The organism is Flavivirga jejuensis (assembly GCF_030540765.1).
GTDB classification, from domain to species: domain Bacteria; phylum Bacteroidota; class Bacteroidia; order Flavobacteriales; family Flavobacteriaceae; genus Flavivirga; species Flavivirga jejuensis.
Genome location: NZ_JAUOEL010000001.1, coordinates 316,195 through 330,025, shown reverse-complemented (window position 1 = coordinate 330,025; position 13,831 = coordinate 316,195). Strand labels below are relative to the sequence as shown.

Here is a 13,831-nt window from a genome sequence, read left to right as displayed (position 1 = left end):
ATAAAAGCAAACTTAATATACAACTAAGATGAAATACCATTCAATTAATAACGAGCTATTTATAAAAAACCGTAAAAATTTTGCTTCTAAAATGGCACCCAAGAGTTTGGCTGTTTTCAATTCAAACGACATCTACCCTATAAGTGCCGATAGCACCATGCCTTTTGAGCAACACAGAGACATCTTTTATTTAAGTGGCGTAGATCAGGAAGAAAGTATTTTGGTACTATTTCCAGATTGCCCAAAAGAAACACATCGCGAAATTTTATTTTTAAAAGAAACGAATGAACATATCGCTATTTGGGAAGGCGAGAAATTAACCAAAGAAAAAGCTTTTGAGACTAGCGGTATTAAGACCGTTTATTGGCTGCAAGACATGGAAAAAATCATGTTTGAGATTATGACGCAGTGTGATACAGTTTATATTAATACCAATGAACACTATAGAGCTAATGTAGAAACAGAAACCCGAGAAGATCGTTTTACAAAATGGCTAAAAGAAAAATATCCAGCACATGCTGTTGCAAAAAGCAATCCTATTTTACAAAGACTTCGTTCTGTAAAAGACACTATTGAAATAGATTTAATTCAACAAGCTTGCAATATTACCGAAAAAGGATTTAGACGTATTTTAAATTTTGTAAAACCTGGTGTTTGGGAATATGAAATTGAAGCGGAATTTATGCATGAATTTTTGAGAAATCGCTCTAAAAAATTCGCCTATACCCCTATTGTTGCTTCAGGAAATAATGCAAACGTATTACATTATATAGAAAACAATCGGCAATGTAAAGCGGGCGACTTAATATTGATGGATATAGGCGCAGAATATGCTAATTATTCTAGTGACATGACACGTAGTGTTCCTGTTTCGGGGAGATTCACTCCAAGACAAAAGGACGTCTATAATGCGGTAAATAAAGTAAAAAATGAAGCTACAAAAATGTTGGTGTCTGGAACTATCTGGGCAGATTACCATGTAGAAGTAGGCAAAATAATGACTAGTGAGTTACAAAACTTAGGACTACTAAATAAAGCCGATGTGCAAAACGAAAATCCAGAATGGCCAGCTTATAAAAAATACTTTATGCATGGTACGAGCCACCACATGGGATTAGACACTCATGATTATGGCATACTAACAGAACCTATGCAAGCTAATATGGTGTTTACTGTAGAACCTGGAATATATATTCCTGAAGAAGGTTTTGGTATACGATTAGAAGATGATGTCGTTATTCAAGAAAATGGAGAACCTTTTAATTTAATGAGAAATATCCCTATTGAAGCTGATGAAATAGAAGCTATTATGAACTCATAAATGAACTAACCATTATGAGCTAAAAACCCATAGATTCACTTTAGCAGACTGAAAGCGAAATATACTAGCATTATTTGAAACTAATAAAAAAGAAGGGTCGTTTAAAAAACGACCCTTTTTGCTAACAAACTAAGATATTCTAATTTATAGAGTGACTAATTCAAATAAATAATCATTTAGTTTTTGTAGCGAATTAATTTTATCTTTTGTATCTATTAATAGAGAAATATTATTTTTGCTTCCCCCATAAGAAATCATTCTAATTTTTACGTCTTGCAGTATTTGGAATAATTTATAAGTATCATCATGATTAACAACAGAGTGCCCAACCAAACAAACAATACTTTGGTTTTTATCGACCTCTATTGTTGCTATTTTCTCTAGTTCTTCAATAATCTTATCTAAATTCCTATCGTCATCAATAGTTAAAGAAACAGCTACCTCCGATGTTGTAATCATATCGATAGATGTTTTATACGTTTCGAAAATTTCAAATACTTTTTTCAAGAAACCATGTGCCTGCAACATTCTTGCAGATTTAATCTTTATTGCTATAATATTGTCCTTAGCAGCTATAGCTTTAATACCATTTTCTGAAGTAATATTAGAAATTAATGTTCCATGAGCATCTGGATTCATCGTATTTTTTAGACGCAAAGGAATGTTATCTGCTCTAATAGGAGTCACTGTTTGTGGGTGCAATATCTTTGCTCCAAAATAAGCTAATTCTGCAGCTTCATCAAACGACAGGTTTGAAATTGGCTTGGTGTTTTCAACATACCTGGGGTCGTTATTATGCATGCCATCAATATCTGTCCAAATTTGCACTTCTTCAGCTTTAATAGCTGCCCCAATAATAGTTGCTGTATAATCACTGCCTCCACGCTGTAAATTTGAAACCTCATCATTATCATCTAAACAAATAAATCCTTGAGTAATATATATTTCTGAATTTCCTACAGCACTTACTGCACTATCAAAATGTTGTTTTATATAACTTATGTCTGGCTCTTTATCTTTATCAATACGCATAAAATTTAAAGCTGGTAATAACGTAGAATTAATACCTTCTTGCTTCAAATAACAATTAAACATAAACGTAGAAAGCAACTCACCTTGAGCAACAATATTATTTTCTAAGCTTTTAGAAAACGCTTTATAAGTACATGAAACTAAGAAACTAAAAACACCAGAAACATAATCTTTAACTTCTTTATTTAAGCCCTTATTTATTAATAGTTTGTCTATAGTAACATCATAAGTTTCACGTAGCATATTAATCTTAGCAATAGCTTCGTCCGGTTCTTTTCTCGCAATATTATTTGTAATAGCAACTAACTGATTCGTAGTGCCAGACATAGCAGAAAGCACAACAATCTTCTTTTCTCTATCGTTAATAATATTTTTAACGTTACATATATTTTCAATAGAACCCACCGAGGTTCCTCCAAACTTTAATACTTTCATTTACGTCAATTTAACTGTAAAACTAAAACTCCTTAACCCAATAACTATATTTATTTAAAAAAAAGATTATTTTTGCACATAATGTTAAATAATTAACACTAAACACCCGTAGCAATAATTTAAGACTAATGTTATTGATATAATAGATGTTACACACCTTTAATGACCAACTTATGTTGAACATTATCGAGAACAAAATATATTTTGGAATGGAATATACAAATCAATATTTGACAAAAATATTGTCGAAGTACAACCGTTAAAAAGCAATAAACATAAGCACATGAAAACTGTATCTAACTGTGTTGAAGATATTTTAATAACGCAGCCTTATTTAGAAGAGGCGCTATCTAGAAATATCATAAACTTTAGCGCCTTAGCCATTGAATTAACAGAACCTATTAGCAAAATGCTTAAAAAAGATGTTAAACCTGGCGCTATCATGATGGCTTTAAGACGATACAATCCGCCAACGACGTTAAGCAATTCCATAAAAATGAAACGGGTTATCCAGAATTTAGGAGATATAACTGTACGTTCTAACCTAACAGACTTTACCGTTAAAAATTCTGACACTATTATTGATAATCATGCCAAAATTCTAGATAGGATCAATCAAGAATCAAAATTATTTTATACGTTTACAAGAGGTATTCACGAAAGTAACATTATAATTTCCAGCAGCTTAAAAGACTTTATTATCGATCAATTAAAAAAAGAAACATTCCTGGCAATACAAGATGGATTATCTGCAATTAGTATAAACCTTCCTCAAGACAACTCTAAAATTGCTGGCTTATATTATCATTTTTTTAAACGTTTAGCCTGGGAAGGCGTTGTTCTTTACGAAGTCATTTCAACCACAAATGAATTTACAATTCTGGTAGAAGATGAATATGTAGATAAAGCCTTCGCTGCTATTAAAAAAGTAAAATCCTAGCGTACTTATTTCAATGATTTTACAATACAAAGGCATAAATGTTTTTTATACCGATACTGGAAAAGGGAACGCGGTTGTCTTACTTCATGGATTTTTAGAAAACGCTTCAATGTGGGATCCTTTTATTCCAACATTATCAAAAAAAAACAGAATCATTTGTATCGATTTACTAGGTCACGGAAAAACCGAATGCCTGGGCTACATACACACTATGGAACTTATGGCCGAAGTAGTTCTAGTGGTTTTGAAACATTTAAAAATTCGCCGTTCCACTTTTATCGGACATTCTATGGGAGGCTACGTGGCTCTCGCATTCGCGGAAAAAAATCCAGACGCATTGAAAGGATTATGCCTTATGAACTCTACCGCTAATGCAGATACCGATGAAAAGAAAAAGAATAGAGATCGAGCTATAATTGCTGTTAAACAAAACCACAAAATGTTTATTAGAATGGCGATCTCTAATCTATTTAGACCAAAAAACAGAACCATTTTTTCAGAAAAAATAAAGCACATAAAAAAAGAAGCCTTAAAAACGCCTTTACAAGGTATAGTCGCAGCTCTTGAAGGAATGAAAATTAGAGATGATAGAGAAGCCCTTCTACATTTTACACCTTTTAAAAAAATGTTCATTATTAGCAGAAAAGATCCTGTGCTAGATTATAACTCATTAATCTCTCAAACAAAAAATACGGATGTAGAAATCGTAGAGTTTCCCGACGGACACATGAGTCATATTGAAAATAAAAGTGAATTTTCATACACAATCACGCATTTCATCGAAAATACATAACGCTTTGTCGTTTTATTGATTTTTTTACTTTAGATTTATTGCTCCTAAATTTAATACCATGAGCAAACCTACTAACAAACCTACATTTATTCCTAAAATGTACTGCAACCTTTTTGGTCATCATTATCAAGTAACTAAAAAAGTAACTTACCATGTTAAAGAATATACTTGTTCTCATTGCAAAAAACAATTGACGACAAATAGTAATGGTCATTTAATCGAACTAACACCCAAGTTTAAAGAGATAAATGTCATTTTAGAACGTATACACACCTCAAGAATGGAACGTTCAAAGAAGAAAACGATCGCTTCGTCGATTTACTAACAAGTTGTTGATTATGTCTGATTGTTTTTTAATATTTTAATAAACTCTAACTGATTAATCTAATAGCACTAAATGAAAAATATCCATTGCAAGGTATTTGGACATAATTTCCAAGTAACGCGGGATGTTACGTACCATGTAAAAGAGTACACCTGCAAAAACTGCAATAAGCAACTCACCACCAACGAAAACGGATACTTAACAGAACTTACACCTGAATTCAAGGAAATAAACGACGTTTTGGAACACATTCATATGAAACGACATATGAGATCAAGTCTTAATCTTAAGCAACACTTGGATATAACTAATGATGACATAGAATATATTCACATTAAGCATAAAGTAAAATCGGACGATGAGCTACATGCATCTGTAGATTTATCGAATCTGTTAGTATTTAAGCATTGAAATTTTTCCAACCCTGAGCTTTAATAGGTATTTGAGTATCTGCTCTAGTTACTAGATGTATACCTGCTTGCTCTTCTTTCACATATCCAATTACAGTGAGGTTAGGATTTGCTTTTATTTTAGGATAGTCCTCTTGAGAAACTGTGAATAACAGTTCATAATCCTCACCCCCATTTAAAGCAACCGTCGTACTATCAATATTAAACTCTTCGCAAGTTGAAATTACCTGTGGATCTAACGGAATTTTTTCTTCATACAAATCACAACCCACTTTACTCTGCTTACATAAATGTATAATCTCGGAAGATAAACCATCACTTATATCAATCATTGAAGATGGTTTTACTTCTAAATCTTTTAATAGTTTAATAATATCCTTTCGAGCTTCGGGCTTCAATTGACGTTCTATAATATAAGAATAAAGTTCCAAATCAGGCTGGCTATTAGGATTCACTTTGTACACTTCTTTTTCGCGTTCGAGCACCTGTAATCCCATATAAGCAGCTCCTAAATCTCCTGTAACTACCAATAAATCGTTAGGTTTAGCACCATCCCTGTATACTTCATTATTATTCTCAATTTCCCCAATAGCTGTTACAGAAATTAACAACCCTGTTAAAGAAGATGTTGTGTCTCCTCCAACAACATCGATATTATAAATCTTTGCAGCAGTTTCTATTCCTGCATACAAATCCTCAAGAGCCTCTAACGGAAACCTATTAGACACCGCTATAGAGACTGTAATTTGTGTCGCTTTTGCATTCATAGCATACACATCAGATAAATTTACAATAACCGCCTTATATCCTAAATGCTTTAAAGGCATGTAGCTTAAATCAAAATGTACACCTTCTATAAGTAAATCGGTTGTGACAACCATTTTTTTACTTTTAAAATCTAAAACAGCAGCATCATCTCCAATACTTTTAACTGTCGATTTATGATTAATTTTAAAATTCTTGGTGAGATGATCTATAAGTCCAAATTCTCCCAAATCACTTAATTGAGTTCTCTCTTGATTTTTATCTTCTATCATGACGCAAAAATAAGAAGCTTAAATATATAAATGAATAAACTTTTAATATTAAATAGTACAAAACCAATCTCAAATTGTATAAACCATCTTTCATTTTTAATATAAAAATCGATAAAAGCACATACCTTATAAGTTTTAATCAAGTTAATTTTATTATTTTACATTAGCTAACTTACATTATAAGCAATATGTTTGTTATAGAATTCGTTTCAATTAAACACTAAAAAATTCAAACGAATTCTATACTTTGAAAAAGAAAAAGAACTAACCAAAAAAAATGCTAACATGAATTACTTAAAAAAAAGTATTCGTTTTATTAAAGCCTCTATTTTAAGCTATCTATTATTTTTATCTGTACAATCTTGTGACAGAAATAATAATATCCCTATTCTTGAAACTGAAACTGAAACATTAGCACCTTGCATAAATGGTTTCGCAGATATTTACCCATGTAACGGTTATGATTTAATAGCACATTTATCTCTAGACATATTTGATGCTGATGCTGGTAACGACTCTTGGGGTTGGACAGATCTTACTACTGGAAATGAATACGCTATATTAGCAACAAACACAAATGTTGCTTTTATTGATATTACAGACCCAGCAAATCCCCTATATTTAGGGAATCTACCAACAGAAACGGTTGACAATTCTTGGAGAGATGTTAAAGTTTATAACAATTATGCTTTCATAGTTGCTGATCTTGTTGGTGCACATGGCATGCAAGTATTTGATTTAACTCGATTACGCAATGTTGCAAACCCACCAGAAGTTTTCTCAACCGATGCTCTTTATAATGGTGTTGGAAGTTGCCACAATATAGTAATTAATGAAGATAAAGGCTTTGCGTATTTGGTTGGCTGTAATACGTTTAATGGAGGCCCTAACTTTATAGACATTTCAGATCCTTTAAATCCAGTTAGTGCTGGTGGTTACGATGCAGATGGTTATTCACATGATGCGCAAGTTGTAACTTATAGTGGCCCCGATTCAGATTATACTGGGCGTGAAATTTATATTGGCAGTAACGGGACTACCTCTGGAACTAACAAAGTTGTTATTATTGATGTAACCGATAAGGCAAATCCACAATTCATCTCAGATGTTACATACCCTAATTCTGGTTATACACACCAAGGTTGGTTTGCCAAAAATCAACGATATTTTATTTTGGGAGATGAACTTGATGAACAATTTTTTGGGAATAATACTAAAACCATAGTGTTTGATTTTAACGACCTCGACAACCCTGTTTTATCATCTACCTATTTTGGTCCAACACTCGCCATTGATCATAATGGCTATGTTAAAGAAGACACTTACTATTTAGCAAATTATAGAGCTGGGTTAAGAGTCCTTGATATTTCTAATATTGATTCTTCAACTGATTCCATGACCGAAATTGGTTATTTTGACACATACCCAGCTGATGATAATGCGAATTTTAATGGCGTGTGGAGTGTTTATCCTTATTTTGAAAGTGGAAATATTGTTATTAGTGATATTGAAAAAGGCTTATTTATAGTAAGGAAAAGTGACTTATAGCATTTAATAAGCAAATTCTTATGATACAAATAAAATTTAATATTAGTCTTTATGTTTTAGTCACATTTATGACTTTATTAAATTGTTCTTCAGACGATTCTAATAATTTAAATACAACCCAAATAATCTCAGAAATAGAAATCTACGGAGGTTCTTTAAACGAAAGTGCACAATCCATTACCAAAACAAATGATGGTGGGTATGCTATTTTGGGGTATACACAAAGTATAAACGACGATATAACCGATAAGCAAAATGAATCTTTTGATTATTGGCTTCTTAAATTTGACGCCAACAATAATTTACAATGGCAAAAAACTTATGGAGGCAGTGATGATGATAGAGGTAACAAAATTATCCAAACAAAAGATAGTGGTTTCGCAATTATTGGATTTAGTTCAAGTAACGATGGTGCAGTAACCGATAATTCTGGTTCTAACGATTTTTGGGTTTCAAAATTAAATATTGAGGGTTCCATGTTATGGCAAAAATCTTTTGGTTTTTCTGGAGCAGATAGTGGTATTTCAATAATTGAAACAAAAGATAGCGGTTATCTCTTAACAGGCGTTTTAGATGTCACGGCTTCAAATGGTGAAGGAAACAGTAAATCTTTAGTTTCAAAAAAACATGCTGGCGGTGATTATTGGGCTATTAAACTCAATGCTTCTGGCGAAAAACAATGGAGTAAATTTTTTGGCGGCACTTATACAGACACCCCTTATGATGTTATTCAAACGGATGATAATGGCTATATTATTGTAGGATCTTCAGATAGTGATGATATCGACATAAAAGAAAACAAAGGATCTTATGATTTTTGGGTCATTAAAATATCTGAAATTGGAGCATTAATTTGGGAAAAATCTTTTGGTGGTTCAGAAATTGATGAAGCACGAGCCATAACAAGTTCTGGAGATGGCAACTATATTATTGTTGGAGATACTAGAAGTAAAGATTTAGACATTTCAAACAATCTTGGTGCTGCCGATTTATGGGTTATTAAAATATCTCCAACGGGAAATTTAATCTGGGAGAAAACGATTGGCGGTACTAGTTTTGATGTTGGGCGCTCTATTTCTAAAACTCAAGATAATGGGTTCATTATTTCTGGAAGCTCAAGAAGTTCAGACGGAAATCTTTCAAATAACAACGGACAAAATGATGCCTGGGTTGTAAAAATTGATGCTAATGCAATCCTAGAATGGCAAAAAACCATTGGAGGTTCCGATATTGATTTTGCATATGATGCCATTGAGCTTGATGACAAAAGTATTATTGTTGTCGGAGAATCTAATAGCTCAAATGGCGATATTCCAGAAAATAAAGGATTCACAGATTTATTAATTTTTAAAATAAAATAAAATGCAAAGAATAGTCCATATACTTATTTTTAGTTTAATCACATTATTATCCTGTACCTCAGATAATGATGATACTATTTCTCAAGCAAATGCGACATTTAATTTTAGTCATAATTGGGATGCATCAGCAGTTACAAATACCGATTTTAACACAATTCAATACACCAATGCTAATGGTGAACAGTTAAGTATAACAAAATTAAGATACCTTATTTCTAGTATAACATTTCAAAAATCGGATGGAGAAATATTTATTCTTGATGGGTATAATTTAGTTGATGTTACCAATAATACAAACCTGTCTTTTACACCAATTACAACTATTCCAACGGGTTCTTACAGCAAAGTTTCCTTCACTTTTGGCTTTAATAATGACGCTAATTATAATGGTAATTATTCTGATTTAAATTCAACTTCCTGGAGCGTTCCAGCCATGCTAGGAGGTGGCTATCATTTTATGCAATTAGAAGGAAAGTTTATTGACAATACAACCACCGAAACAGGGTACGCCTATCATACTATAAGAGCAGTAGATAATTCGGGGACAACTCAAGAGTTTGAAGATACTTTTTTTGAAGTTGATTTAGGAGCTGTTACCATTACAAATAATGCTGTTTTTGAAATTGACATGAACATCGCCGAATGGTTTAAAAACCCAAACGCTTGGGATCTGAATGTTTTAAACAATACGCTTATGCCAAATTTCAATGCCCAAATACTGATGTTTGAAAACGGTCAAAACGTATTTAGTTTAAACACAATTAATCAATAAAATGCTTAAATGCGTTCCATATTATATCTTGCTATTTTTCATTTGTGTATCATGCTCAAATAAAAATGTAGATACATATGTGCCCACATCAAGCCCCTTAAAAATCCCACAACTCTTTCAAGATAATATACTTTCTCCTGTGGTTCCAACAAACAATCCACAAACAATTGAAGGTATTGCTTTGGGTAAAAAATTATTTTTCGACCCCATATTATCTGCAGACAATACGCAAGCATGTGCAGATTGCCATGCTCCAGAAAATGCGTTTTCTGATACAGACCGATTTAGCGATGGCATTGATGGTTTTTTTAGTAATCGTAACGCCATGCCCTTATTTAATTTAGCTTGGAATTATGATGAAAAATTCTTTTGGGATGGTCGGGTATTTAGTTTAGAACACCAAGCTTTCCAACCAGTAACAGATCCTCTGGAAATGCATAATACATGGATGCAAGTAGAACAAAAATTACAACAAAACTCAGAATACCCTAATTTATTCGAACAAGCATTTGGAACATCAACGATAGATTCCTCTTTAGTTACCAAAGCCATTGCTCAATTTGAACGCACTTTAATTTCTTCCAATTCAAAATTTGATAAACATCTTTTAGGCGAAGCTACCTTAACCTCCGAAGAGCTTAATGGTTTTAATGTTTTTATGGACGAAACAAAAGGGGATTGTTTTCATTGTCATGGTAGTGACAAAAACCCATTGTGGACAGATAATATGTTTCACAACAATGGTTTAGATGCCACAATTACAGATTTAGGCTTAGGTGAAATAACTGGAGACCCTGCAGATAATGGAAAATTTAAATCACCTTCATTACGTAATCTAACATTCACTGCGCCTTATATGCATGACGGTAGATTTGCTACAATCGATGAAGTGATTAATCATTATAGCGAAGGTCTACAAAACTCACCAACTATTGATCCATTAATGAAAAAAGTAGCACAAGGTGGTGTACAACTTTCAGCTCAGGATAAAGCAGATTTAAAAGCCTTTTTACTAACTCTTTCGGATTATGAGTTTATCAATAATTCAGATTTCAAAAACCTTTAATTTCTTTGAAATGTATTCTTTTTCCTATATAAAAATAGATTTTTCCTTCATTATATGTAAAATTTTACATATATTTAAGTTGTAGAAACTATTTTATTTATGAAAACAGCAATCACTTCAAGCTTTTTTTGTTTAGCTTATGGACACAATTATTTCCGCCTAAAAGAAACTAAAACAGATACTCCAGACTTAGTTTGTAAATGTTGTAAAAAATATTTTATGTTTAACCTTTCTGGTGATATCATTGAAGTAGACCAACAAAAAAGCCCATTTTATCTTTCAAAAATAAAAAAAGTAATGTAAGCTAATTAAACAAATTTTTATCAAGTTTCAAAACAAACAAGTTTATACTAACTAACGTGAACTCGACACAAACTAAAATAAGCAAATAATATTTATATTATTAATAAACAACACCTTGACAATGTCGGCAGAGTAAAGCATGAGTGAGGAGACGTCTCACAAAAATGAGATGCCTCCTCAAAAGCTACGTTTTACACCTTCAACCAAAATATATTTTGTTTTCGATAGCGTTCGGAATTGACACTATTTCTTTATTTACACACACAAGTTACTTTACTCATTATATATAGCTTAACACATAAAATCGATGTCAAACTAAGTATTGTCTCAACTACAATTTGCACTTTCTAATTACTTGATATAAGTTACTCTTTTCAACGCACTAAAAAATAATCTGTAAGAAAAAAGATTATGAGTATGCCTTATTTTTATAAAATTTAGTTGAATTTGATATTTTAATCTAATAAATTGTCACTAAACCCATAATTTATTTAGATATCACAACCTTTTCAAAATCCATAAAGAAAACCTATAAAACCATATATTAATATAATGTCAGGTTATATGGTAATCCATGACTTATATTGTATATTTGTACTTTATTTAGAAGCTGTCTTAATTAAATCATTATGAACATGTTTCTAAATCTAAACTAAAAAATAATATGATAAAAGTTTCTGATACAGCTAAGAAGAAAGTCATTGAATTAATGACAGATGATGGCTATAATCCTTCAACAGACTACGTACGTGTAGGTGTTAAGAGTGGTGGTTGTTCTGGGCTGTCTTACGATTTAAAGTTCGACAAAGAAAATCAAGAAGACGATAAAGTATTTGTAGATAATGATGTAAAAATTATCGTAGACAAAAAAAGCTTTCTATACCTAATTGGAACGACGCTTGAATATTCTGGAGGATTAAACGGAACTGGTTTTGTTTTTAACAATCCTAACGCCAACCGTACTTGTGGTTGTGGCGAATCATTTTCATTATAAAATAAAAAAGAATTATGTCGAAGTATACAGAAGATGATCTTCGTGAAGAGCTAAAAACCAAAGAATACGAATATGGTTTTTATACAGATATAGAATCAGAGACATTCCCTAATGGTTTAAATGAAGCTATTGTGCGTGCTATTTCTAAAAAGAAAGAAGAACCACAATGGATGACCGATTGGAGATTGGAAGCCTTTCAGGTCTGGAAGGAGATGACCGAACCAGAATGGGCCAACGTCCATTATAAAAAACCAGATTTTCAAGGTATCTCATATTATTCTGCGCCTAATAGCAAACCTAAATATGATAGTTTAGATGAAGTAGACCCAGAATTATTGGCAACTTTTGAAAAATTAGGTATTTCTCTAGATGAACAAAAAAAATTGTCTGGTGTTGCTATGGATGTTGTTATAGATTCAGTTTCAGTAGCAACAACATTCAAGAAAACCTTAGGAGAAAAAGGCATAATATTTATGAGTATCTCTGAGGCTATAAAAGAGCATCCAGAATTAGTCAAAAAATATTTAGGAACCGTAGTTCCTCAAAAAGATAATTTTTATGCCGCTTTAAATAGCGCAGTGTTTAGTGATGGCTCTTTCTGCTATATTCCAAAAGGGGTAAAATGCCCAATGGAACTTTCAACATACTTTAGAATTAATCAAGCAGGTACAGGACAATTCGAAAGAACTCTAGTTATTGCAGACGAAGGTAGTTATGTTAGTTACCTAGAAGGTTGTACAGCACCAAGTAGAGACGAAAACCAATTACACGCAGCCGTTGTAGAGTTAATTGCTCTGGATGATGCAGAAATAAAATATTCTACAGTACAAAACTGGTACCCTGGAAATGCAGAAGGCAAAGGTGGTGTTTACAATTTTGTAACCAAGCGAGGATTATGTGAGAAAAACGCAAAAATCTCTTGGACCCAAGTTGAAACAGGATCTGCTGTTACCTGGAAATATCCATCATGCGTCTTAAAAGGCGATAATTCTGTTGGAGAATTTTATTCCATAGCAGTAACAAACAACTACCAGCAAGCAGATACTGGTACTAAAATGATTCATTTAGGAAAGAATACTAAATCGACTATCATTTCAAAAGGAATTTCAGCAGGAAAATCGCAAAACAGTTACCGTGGTTTAGTTCAAATAAATTCCAGAGCAGAAAACGCACGTAATTTTTCACAATGTGATAGCCTACTAATGGGAAATGAATGTGGTGCGCATACTTTTCCATATATAGAAGCAAAAAACAAAACGGCTAAAATAGAACATGAAGCCACAACCAGTAAAATTGGTGAAGATCAAATTTTCTATTGCAACCAACGTGGTATTGATACCGAAAAAGCCATTGCTTTAATCGTAAACGGCTTTAGTAAAGAAGTATTAAACAAATTACCAATGGAATTTGCAGTGGAAGCTCAAAAATTATTAGAAATAAGTTTAGAAGGAAGTGTAGGGTAAAATAATTGATAGTATTGAGTTACAAGTTGTA

14 protein-coding genes are annotated in these 13,831 nt (G+C 32.3%); 12 read left to right on the top strand and 2 right to left on the bottom strand.

Annotated features, from left to right (window positions below; translation table 11 throughout):
* The first annotated feature begins 28 nt into the window (after positions 1-28).
* The gene (locus tag Q4Q40_RS01435) at positions 29-1,321 is read left to right on the top strand and encodes an aminopeptidase P family protein (protein ID WP_303299891.1); all 1,293 of its coding nucleotides are present in this window, start codon (positions 29-31) and stop codon (positions 1,319-1,321) included.
* Between the two features lie 144 nt (positions 1,322-1,465).
* Here the strand turns inward: Q4Q40_RS01435 and Q4Q40_RS01430 are convergent, their stop codons facing one another.
* The gene (locus Q4Q40_RS01430) at positions 1,466-2,788 is read right to left on the bottom strand and encodes an aspartate kinase (RefSeq protein WP_303299890.1); all 1,323 of its coding nucleotides are present in this window, start codon (positions 2,786-2,788) and stop codon (positions 1,466-1,468) included.
* Positions 2,789-3,071: 283 nt separating this feature from the next.
* Here Q4Q40_RS01430 and Q4Q40_RS01425 point away from each other — a divergent pair, with 283 nt between their 5' ends.
* From Q4Q40_RS01425 to Q4Q40_RS24030, 4 genes are all read left to right on the top strand, one after another.
* Complete coding sequence (locus tag Q4Q40_RS01425) at positions 3,072-3,728, top strand: hypothetical protein (RefSeq protein WP_303299889.1); 657 nt, start codon at positions 3,072-3,074, stop codon at positions 3,726-3,728.
* Positions 3,729-3,741: 13 nt separating this feature from the next.
* Positions 3,742-4,521 (top strand): alpha/beta fold hydrolase, encoded by a 780-nt coding sequence (locus tag Q4Q40_RS01420; protein ID WP_303299888.1) that lies wholly within the window; start codon positions 3,742-3,744, stop codon positions 4,519-4,521.
* 58 nt (positions 4,522-4,579) lie between these two features.
* Positions 4,580-4,846: a DUF1660 family phage protein gene (locus Q4Q40_RS01415; protein ID WP_303299887.1), complete on the top strand. Its 267-nt coding sequence runs from the start codon at positions 4,580-4,582 to the stop codon at positions 4,844-4,846.
* A gap of 72 nt (positions 4,847-4,918) precedes the next feature.
* Complete coding sequence (locus Q4Q40_RS24030; protein ID WP_345027269.1) at positions 4,919-5,257, top strand: DUF1660 family phage protein; 339 nt, start codon at positions 4,919-4,921, stop codon at positions 5,255-5,257.
* Here Q4Q40_RS24030 and thiL read toward each other — a convergent pair.
* The gene (gene thiL, locus Q4Q40_RS01405) at positions 5,247-6,293 is read right to left on the bottom strand and encodes a thiamine-phosphate kinase (protein ID WP_303299886.1); all 1,047 of its coding nucleotides are present in this window, start codon (positions 6,291-6,293) and stop codon (positions 5,247-5,249) included. The genes Q4Q40_RS24030 and thiL overlap by 11 nt on opposite strands.
* Before the next feature lie 285 nt (positions 6,294-6,578).
* Between thiL and Q4Q40_RS01400 the strand changes: the two genes are divergently transcribed.
* The 7 genes from Q4Q40_RS01400 (at position 6,579) to sufB (ending at position 13,800) form a co-directional block, all read left to right on the top strand.
* Positions 6,579-7,841, top strand: coding sequence for a choice-of-anchor B family protein (locus Q4Q40_RS01400; RefSeq protein ID WP_303299885.1), 1,263 nt, complete (start codon positions 6,579-6,581; stop codon positions 7,839-7,841).
* Between the two features lie 20 nt (positions 7,842-7,861).
* Positions 7,862-9,202: a hypothetical protein gene (locus Q4Q40_RS01395; RefSeq protein WP_303299884.1), complete on the top strand. Its 1,341-nt coding sequence runs from the start codon at positions 7,862-7,864 to the stop codon at positions 9,200-9,202.
* 1 nt (position 9,203) lies between these two features.
* Positions 9,204-9,974, top strand: coding sequence for an MbnP family protein (locus tag Q4Q40_RS01390; protein WP_303299883.1), 771 nt, complete (start codon positions 9,204-9,206; stop codon positions 9,972-9,974).
* A 79-nt stretch (positions 9,975-10,053) separates the two neighbouring features.
* The gene (locus tag Q4Q40_RS01385) at positions 10,054-11,040 is read left to right on the top strand and encodes a cytochrome-c peroxidase (protein WP_345027267.1); all 987 of its coding nucleotides are present in this window, start codon (positions 10,054-10,056) and stop codon (positions 11,038-11,040) included.
* Between the two features lie 99 nt (positions 11,041-11,139).
* Entirely contained in the window at positions 11,140-11,343 is a 204-nt protein-coding gene (locus Q4Q40_RS01380) for a hypothetical protein (RefSeq protein WP_303299881.1), read from the top strand.
* A 664-nt stretch (positions 11,344-12,007) separates the two neighbouring features.
* The gene (locus tag Q4Q40_RS01375) at positions 12,008-12,337 is read left to right on the top strand and encodes a HesB/IscA family protein (RefSeq protein ID WP_303299880.1); all 330 of its coding nucleotides are present in this window, start codon (positions 12,008-12,010) and stop codon (positions 12,335-12,337) included.
* A gap of 14 nt (positions 12,338-12,351) precedes the next feature.
* A complete protein-coding gene (sufB, locus tag Q4Q40_RS01370) occupies positions 12,352-13,800 on the top strand; it encodes a Fe-S cluster assembly protein SufB (protein WP_303299879.1) in 1,449 nt (482 codons plus the stop codon).
* Positions 13,801-13,831: the final 31 nt, after the last annotated feature.